Below are 7579 nucleotides of genomic sequence, written 5' to 3'. Positions count from 1 at the left end.
GACCCGGCGCAGCCGCTGCAGGCACCGGGCGCCTACGCGGCGGTCAGCCGCAGCTACTGGCAACAGGTCGACGCCGCCGAACTGCAACGCGGGCTGGACCTGCCGCTGAGCGCACCGGATGCGGTGATCCAGGTCAGCCCGGGCGCCGGTGCCCGCGCGCTGCCCGCCGACGCCCTGCAGGTACGCGATGCGGCCGGCCGCACCAGCGTCGCGCGCAGCGTCGATGCGCGGCAGCTGCAGGCTGCGGGCATGGCGGTAAACGATGGCAGCAGCATGCTGCGCACCGGTGTCAGCAGCGCAGTGGGCGCCTACCGGCTGCAGAGCGCGCAGGCGCAGGGCCGCTATGTGGTGCAGGTGCTGGAACCCAACAGCCCGGTGCGGCTGGAGGTGCAGGTCAACCAAGCGCAGGTACTGGCCGGCGGCAGCGTGCAGCTGCAGGCACGACTGCTGGAGGATGGTGCCAGTACCGCGAAGCTGGCCACGCGCCGCGGCAGCCTGGGCGGTGAAGCCCTGCTGGTGGCACCGGATGGCCGCAGCTGGCCGCAACGCCTGCTGCGCACCACTGATGGCAGCCTGCGCGCGCAGGTGCGCATTCCGGCGGAGGCCAGCACGGTGCAGGGGCTGTGGGAACTGCAGGTGTTCGCCCAGGCCGACGGCGTGCTGCGCGATGGCAAGGTGGCCTTCGCGGTGGCGCAGCCGACGGCTCGCTTCAGCGGCCAGGCCACGCCCGATGCGGCCAGCCGCCAAGTGAGCCTGCCGCTGCAGGTGGCCGCCGCGGGTCGTTACGAAGCGCGCGGCACGCTGTACGCCACCGGCACCGACGGCCAGCTGAAGCCGGTGGCACAGGCGCATGCGGCGGCGTGGTTCGAAGGTGCCGGCCGTGGCGTGCTGGTGCTGCCGTTCGACCAGGCCGCGCTGCCGGCCGGCTTCGGCGCACCGTATGAGCTGCGTGACCTGCAGCTGCAGGACCAGAGCCGGATGGCGCCGATCGAATCGCGCGCGCTGGCGCTGCGGTTCTGAGCAGAACGTGGCGGGCCGGATACACCGGCCCGCCGCGTTGCATGATGTAGAGCCGAGCCCATGCTCGGCTGTCGATCAACCCGCGTACGCGGTCAAGACCCCATTCTGTTCCACCACGCTGATCGCACCACCAAACACCGCCGACAGCGGCTCGTCGCGCAGCAGTTCCTCGCGGGTGCCATCGGCCAGCACGCGGCCATCGCGCAGCAGCACCACCCGCTCGATCTCGGGAATCACTTCCTCGATGTGGTGGGTGACCAGCACCAGGGTGATGCCCTGCTGGGCCAGCACGCGCATGGTCGCCACCAGCTGCTGCCGCGCCACCAGGTCCAGGCCGGTGGACGGCTCGTCCAGCAGCAACGCCTGCGGCCGGTTGACCAGGGCGCGGGCGATCAGCACGCGGCGGGTCTCGCCGGCCGACAGTTCGGCATACGCACGCTCGCGCAGGGCCAGTGCCCCGGTCATCGCCAGCGTCTCGCCCACCCGTGCCCGCATGTCCGCCGTCACTTCGCGGAACGCCGGCACCACATAGCTGGCGAAGAAGCCCGACAGCACCGCCTGTTCCACGGTCAGGCCCGGCATGTCGGACAGGTTGCTGCTGAGGTCGCCGGTGACGATGCCCAGCTGCGAGCGCAGCCGATCAACCTGCCAGCGGTTCTGCCCCAGCACCTTCACCGCGACCCGCCAGTCGGCCTGGGCCAGCGGGTACAGCTCGCGCGTGATCAGCTTGATGAAGGTCGACTTGCCGCAGCCGTTCGGGCCCAGCAGCGCGGTGTGCTGGCCCTGGGCGATGCGCAGGCTGAGCCCGTGCAGGACCTTCACCTGTCCGCGCACCACGCTGGCCTGGTCCAGTTCGATCAGCGGGGGCAGCGCCCCGGTGGACGGGGCAGTGGTAACGGCATGGGCGCGCGGATCAAGGCTCGACAACTCAGGTCCCCAACTGTGAACGGTGGCACTTCATGACGGTGCACGAACACCGCCGCGAGGGTGCAGTTTGCAACTTAAGCGCCCATCATGTCTGCCATCCCCGCGTCGATCTGGAGTGCCGCCATGCCCGATGCCCTGATCTCCCTGCTTACCGGTGGCGTGCTCGGCCTGGGCGGCTGGGCCATGCTGGCGGTGCTGCTGGTGTTCACCCAGCTCACCATCTTCTCGGTCACCTTGTACCTGCACCGCAGCCAGGCCCATCGCGGGGTCGATTTCCATCCGGCGGTCGCGCATGTCTTCCGCTTCTGGCTGTGGCTGACCACCTCGATGATCACCCGCGAGTGGGTGGCCATCCACCGCAAGCACCACGCCAAGGTGGAAACCGAGGACGACCCGCACAGCCCGGTCACCCGCGGCATCGGCAAGGTGTTCTGGCATGGCGTGGAGCTGTACCGCGAAGCCCGCGGCATGCGTGCGGACATCGAACAGTACGGCCGCGGCACGCCCGACGATGCCATCGAGCGCCACCTCTACACGCCGCGCGCCACCCTCGGCCCGGTGCTGCTGCTGGTCATCAACAGCGTGTTGTTCGGCCTGCCCGGCGTGGCCCTGTGGGCGATCCAGATGGCCTGGATTCCGTTCTGGGCGGCGGGCGTGGTCAACGGCCTGGGCCACTGGTGGGGCTACCGCAACTACGAGTCGGCCGACACCTCCACCAACCTGACGCCGTGGGCGTTCTGGATCGGTGGCGAGGAACTGCACAACAACCACCACGCGTTCCCCAGTTCGGCGCGCTTTGCGATGCGCCGCTGGGAGTTCGACATCGGCTGGAGCGCGATCCGCCTGCTGCAGGCGCTGCGCCTGGCCAAGGTGCTGCGGGTGGCGCCAGCCATGGACGTGCGCCCGAACATCGCCGTGCCTGATGCCGAGACCCTGAAGGCGCTGCTGTCGCACCGCTTCCAGGCAATGACCGATTACCAGCGCAACGTGTTCATGCCGGCCCTGCGCGAAGAGGCCACCCAGGCCGGGGCCAAGCTGCGTCGCCTGCTGCCGCGCCGCCTGCGCCGGGGCCTGGTCAACGATGGCCGCTGGCTGCAGCCGGACAGCCGCGCCCAGCTCAGCGAATGGGTCGCGCAGCGCCCGCGCATCCGCACCCTGGTCGAGTACCGCGCGCGCCTGGCCGCGCTGCTGGAAGCCCGCGGCCATGATGCCGCCGAGCGCCTGCGCCACCTGCAGGCGTGGTGCCACGAGGCCGAGGAAAGCGGCATCGCCGCCCTGCAGGCCTACGCCGCGCGTTTGAAGGGCTACACCCTGGTGGGCGCATGAGGCAGCTGCTGGTTTCGCTGCTGTGCCTGCTGCCGCTGGTCGCCTCCGCGCAGGTCACCGACACCGCCACCTACCTGCAGCGCATGGACAGCGACGGCGACGGCAAGGTCAGCGAAGCCGAGTACGTGCAGTGGATGCTGTATGCCTTCGACCACATGGACCGCAACGGCGACGGCGTGCTGACCGCCGACGAGCTGCCCGGTGGCAAGGGCAGGCCGATCACCCGCGAACAGCAGCGCCAGGTGATCGTGCAGCGCTTCCACAAGCAGGATGCCAACGGCGATGGCTACCTGGATGCACGTGAACTTTCTGCGCCGCCGCGCTGATCATGGATGACCCGATGGACGACGAACTCCTCGCCGAATGGCTCGATTTCTGCGCTGGGCGCAGCGAGCAGGAGGACTGGTATTTCTCCGGCCTGCTGCAGGGCGTGACCGACGCGGACACACTGGCGACCGTGTTCGCCGCTTTCCCGCATGCCGACGAACTGCGGTCGCGCGCGCTGGACGTGCTCGCCGCCGGCCACTGGGGCGACCACCTGTACCTGCAACCGGCCATCGCCGGTGATGCACAGGCACGGGCGGCTGCCGCGCGCGCCTGGCTGGACGAGCTGGCGCGCGTGGCCGGCGCTGCCGGTGAGCCCGGCCTGCAGGCCATGCTGCGCGAGGTGCCCGTGGTGTCCGCTCCGGCCGAGCGCCTGGAAGCGGCGTTGCGCGGGTCGGGCCCGGCCGACTACCTGCACGATGTCATCTGCGATGCGGTGCACGAGGCGCGCACGCTGGACAGCCCACAGATGGCCGCGCTCGACGAGGCGCTGTACCACATCGCCTCCGATCTTTATCTGGGCTGGTACATCACCCAGCCCCTGGCCCCGCAGGCGATCGACTTCGCCCCCTATCTGGCGTTCTGGCGGCTGGGCGGACGTGGCGCGCTGGTCGAGGGCGCCTTCCTGGTCGAAGCGAACGACCTGGAATCGTAGCCGGTGCCGGGCTTCGCGTGGCCCGGCGTAGAATCAGCCCATGCCTGAACTGCCCGAAGTAGAAACCACCCGCCGCGGCCTGGCGCCGCATCTGGAAGGCCGCCGCGTCCATGGCGTGATCCTGCGCCGCGCCGACCTGCGCTGGCCGATTCCGCCGGAAGTGGCCGATCTGCTGCCGGGACAGCGCATCGACGCGGTGCGCCGGCGGGCCAAGTACCTGCTGCTGGATACCGCCGTGGGCAGCGCCGTGCTGCACCTGGGCATGTCGGGCAGCCTGCGCGTGCTGCCGGGTGACACCCCGCTGCGCACCCACGACCACGTGGACATCAGCCTGGACAACGGCCGCCTGCTGCGTTTCAACGACCCGCGCCGCTTTGGCAGCCTGCTCTGGCAGCCGGCCGGCGAGGTGCACCCGCTGCTGCAGGGGCTGGGCCCGGAGCCGCTGGACGAGGCCTTCGACGGCGATTACCTGTTCGAGCGCAGCCGTGGCCGCAGCGCACCGGTGAAAGCCTTCCTGATGGACCAGGCGGTGGTGGTCGGGGTGGGCAACATCTACGCCGCCGAAAGCCTGTTCAAGGCTGGCATCAGCCCGCTGCGCGAGGCCGGCAAGATCTCGCGCGAACGCTACCGGCGCCTGGCCCGCGAAGTGAAGGACACCCTCGGCTACGCCATCACCCGCGGCGGCACCACCCTGCGCGATTTCATCAGCCCCGATGGCGCCCCGGGCTACTTCGAGCAGGAGCTGCTGGTCTACGGCCGCGACGGCCTGCCGTGCCCGCAGTGCGGTCGCCCGCTCAAGCACGCGATGATCGGCCAGCGCGCCAGCGTGTGGTGCAGCCGCTGCCAGCGCTGAATCTCTTCATGCAGCGCACTCCGGCAGCGTTATAGTCCGCTCAGCATCCGCTGCGGGGGGACGTTGCGATGGACGAAGGACCGGATATCACCGTCTGGCTGGATGCCGCGCGCGGCGGTGACCGCACGGCGCTGGACCGCGTGCTTACCACGCTGTACCAGGAGCTGCACGGCATGGCCCGGCGCCAGTTGGCCGGCCAGCAGGGACGTACCCTGGACGCCACCTCGCTGGTGCATGAGTCCTACCTGAAACTGCTCGGCAGCCGCGGCGCGGCGCGCTTCGAGGATCGCGCGCATTTCTTCGCCTATGCCGCCTCGGCCATGCGCAGCGTAGTGGTCGACTACGCGCGCAACCGGCTGGCGCGCAAGCGCGGCGGTGACCTGAAACGGGTGGCCGAGATTCCCGAGAACAGCAGCAGCGGCGTGCGCCTGGACGAGGACCTGCTGGCCCTGGACGTTGCCCTGGAGCGACTGCAGGCCGTCGATGCGCACCTGGCACGGGTGGTCGAGCTGCGCTATTTCGCCGGCCTGTCCGAACAGGAGATCGCCGAACTCAGCCAGCGCTCGGAGCGCAGCATCCGCCGTGACTGGCAGAAGGCGCGGCTGTTCCTGCTGGCGGCGATGCGCGGCGACTGAGGCGCGCAGGCCGACCATGGATGCCGCGCGCTGGCAGCTACTGTCGTCCTGGCTGGACCAGCTGCTGGAGCTGGCCCCGGAGGCACGGCAGCTGCGCCTGCAGCGCCTGGCCGAGCACGACCCGACCCTGGGCCGCGACCTGGAACACCTGCTGCTGCAGGAGGCCGACAGCCAGGAATTCATGGCCCAGCCGCTGTGGACCGCGGCGCCACCCGGGCGCGCGGGCAGCCAGGTGGGGCCCTACCGCCTGCTGAGCCCGTTGGGCGAGGGCGGCATGGGCGAGGTCTGGCTGGCCGAGCGCTGTGATGGCCTGTACCAGCGCCAGGTGGCGCTGAAGCTGCTGCGCAGCGGCGTGGCCGATCCCGGGCTGCGCCAGCGCTTCGGCCGCGAACGGCAGATCCTCGCCCGGCTGCAGCACCCGCACCTGGCCCAGCTGCTGGATGCCGGCGTGGACCAGCAGGGCCAGCCTTACCTGGCTCTGGACTACGTGGAAGGCGAGCCGATCAGCGATTACTGCCGACGCCTGGAACCGTCGCTGGAAACGCGCCTGCAGCTGATGCTGCAGGTCTGCGCGGTGGTCAGCCATGCCCATGCCAACCTGGTGGTGCACCGCGACCTCAAGCCTTCCAACATCCTGGTCCGCGCCGACGGCACGGTGAAGCTGCTGGATTTCGGCATCGCCGCGCTGCTCGACCATGACGCCGCCGATGCCACCCACCCGCCCACCGAAGTACGCGCCTTCACCCTGCACTACGCCGCGCCGGAACAGGTACGCGGCGAGGCGGTCACCACCCTCACCGATGTCTATTCGCTGGGCGTAGTGCTGTTTGAAGTGGTGACCGGGCACAAGCCCTACCGCCTGCGCAGGCACAGCGATGCCGAATGGGAGCGCTCGATCCTCGACGTGCAGGTGCCGCGTGCATCGTCATTGCTGCTGCGGCTGGCCGACCAGCCAGGCGCCGCACGGCGCGCGCTGCAGCGTCAGGCCCGGCAGCTGCGCGGTGACCTCGACGTGCTGCTGGAAAAGGCCCTGCAGAAGGATCCCGCGCAGCGCTACGCCTCGGCCGAGGCCCTGGCCTGCGACCTGCGGCACTACCTGCAGGGCCGGCCGATCCAGGCCCGGCCGCCGGGCGTGGGCTACCGCGTGAACAAGTACATCGGCCGCCACCGCTGGGGCGTGGCGCTGGCCTCGGTGGCGGTGCTGGCCCTGCTCGGCACCACCTCCATCGCGCTGTGGCAGGCGCGCCAGGCGCAGGTGGAAATGGCCCGCGCGCAGGCCATGCAGGATTTCACCGTCAGTCTGTTCGACAAGGCCGCCAGCGAACGCCACGGCCATTTCGACGTGCCGCAGCTGCTGGCCACCGGGCAACAGCGTGGCGAGGCCGAACTGGCCGACCAGCCACTGGCGCTGGCCGAGCTGGAGGGGGTAATCGGCCGCCTGCGGATCGGCCTGGGTGATTACCAGCTGGCGCTGCAGACCCTGGACCAGCAGCGCCGGCTGCTGCAGCAGGTTGACGACGTGCCGCCCGCCCTGCAGCTGGAAGCGGTGACCCAGCGTGGTCGCGCGCTGCGCATGCTCGGTCGTGACCGCGATTGCCTGGCGCACCTGCAACCGCTGCAGCCGTTGGCGGCCCGCGAGGCCGATGCGTTGCCAGCCACGGTGGCCGAATTCCACAGCCAGCTGGGCCGCTGCCAGGCGCAGCTGGGCAACGCGGACGCCGCGCGTGCCTCGTTCGAACATCATCAGCCGCGACCTGCCGCAGTTGATGGCGGAGTCGCGCGAGGGCATCGAGCGGGTGACCCGCATCGTGCGCGACCTGAAGGACTTCTCGTATTCCG

The 7579-nt window shown here is 70.4% G+C and carries 7 protein-coding genes and 1 pseudogene; 7 read left to right on the top strand and 1 reads right to left on the bottom strand.

Annotation, left to right across the window (positions count from 1 at the left end; all coding sequences use genetic code 11):
* The coding region (locus tag DCO49_RS18730; protein WP_116865269.1) for a DUF4785 domain-containing protein at nt 1-1020 on the top strand (1020 nt) is incomplete at its 5' end.
* Between the two features lie 75 nt (nt 1021-1095).
* On the opposite strand, the gene DCO49_RS18725 is transcribed toward DCO49_RS18730, so the two are convergent.
* Nucleotides 1096-1881, bottom strand: coding sequence for an ATP-binding cassette domain-containing protein (locus DCO49_RS18725; RefSeq protein WP_116865271.1), 786 nt, complete (start codon nt 1879-1881; stop codon nt 1096-1098).
* Nucleotides 1882-2070: 189 nt separating this feature from the next.
* On the opposite strand from DCO49_RS18725, the gene DCO49_RS18720 reads away from it, so the two are divergent.
* The 6 genes and pseudogenes from DCO49_RS18720 to DCO49_RS20580 form a co-directional block, all read left to right on the top strand.
* On the top strand, nt 2071-3273 hold the full coding sequence (locus DCO49_RS18720; protein ID WP_116865268.1) for a fatty acid desaturase: 1203 nt from the start codon (nt 2071-2073) through the stop codon (nt 3271-3273).
* Nucleotides 3270-3599, top strand: coding sequence for an EF-hand domain-containing protein (locus DCO49_RS18715; protein ID WP_116865267.1), 330 nt, complete (start codon nt 3270-3272; stop codon nt 3597-3599). Before DCO49_RS18720 ends, DCO49_RS18715 begins: the two co-directional genes overlap by 4 nt.
* A 14-nt stretch (nt 3600-3613) precedes the next feature.
* Nucleotides 3614-4252 carry a hypothetical protein gene (locus DCO49_RS18710; RefSeq protein ID WP_116865270.1) on the top strand — a complete coding sequence of 213 codons (639 nt, stop codon included), beginning with the start codon at nt 3614-3616 and terminating at the stop codon, nt 4250-4252.
* A gap of 40 nt (nt 4253-4292) precedes the next feature.
* Nucleotides 4293-5105, top strand: a complete 813-nt coding sequence (gene mutM, locus DCO49_RS18705; RefSeq protein ID WP_116865266.1) for a bifunctional DNA-formamidopyrimidine glycosylase/DNA-(apurinic or apyrimidinic site) lyase — start codon at nt 4293-4295, stop codon at nt 5103-5105.
* A 68-nt stretch (nt 5106-5173) separates the two neighbouring features.
* Nucleotides 5174-5740 (top strand): ECF-type sigma factor, encoded by a 567-nt coding sequence (locus DCO49_RS18700; protein WP_108767212.1) that lies wholly within the window; start codon nt 5174-5176, stop codon nt 5738-5740.
* Between the two features lie 16 nt (nt 5741-5756).
* Nucleotides 5757-6758 (top strand): annotated as a pseudogene (locus DCO49_RS20580) (serine/threonine-protein kinase); the annotation flags it as partial.
* Nucleotides 6759-7579: the final 821 nt, after the last annotated feature.

This window comes from Stenotrophomonas sp. SPM (assembly GCF_003105135.1).
Taxonomy (GTDB): domain Bacteria; phylum Pseudomonadota; class Gammaproteobacteria; order Xanthomonadales; family Xanthomonadaceae; genus Stenotrophomonas.
Note: the sequence above shows the minus strand (reverse complement) of the source record. Positions and strands in the feature narration are given on the sequence as shown.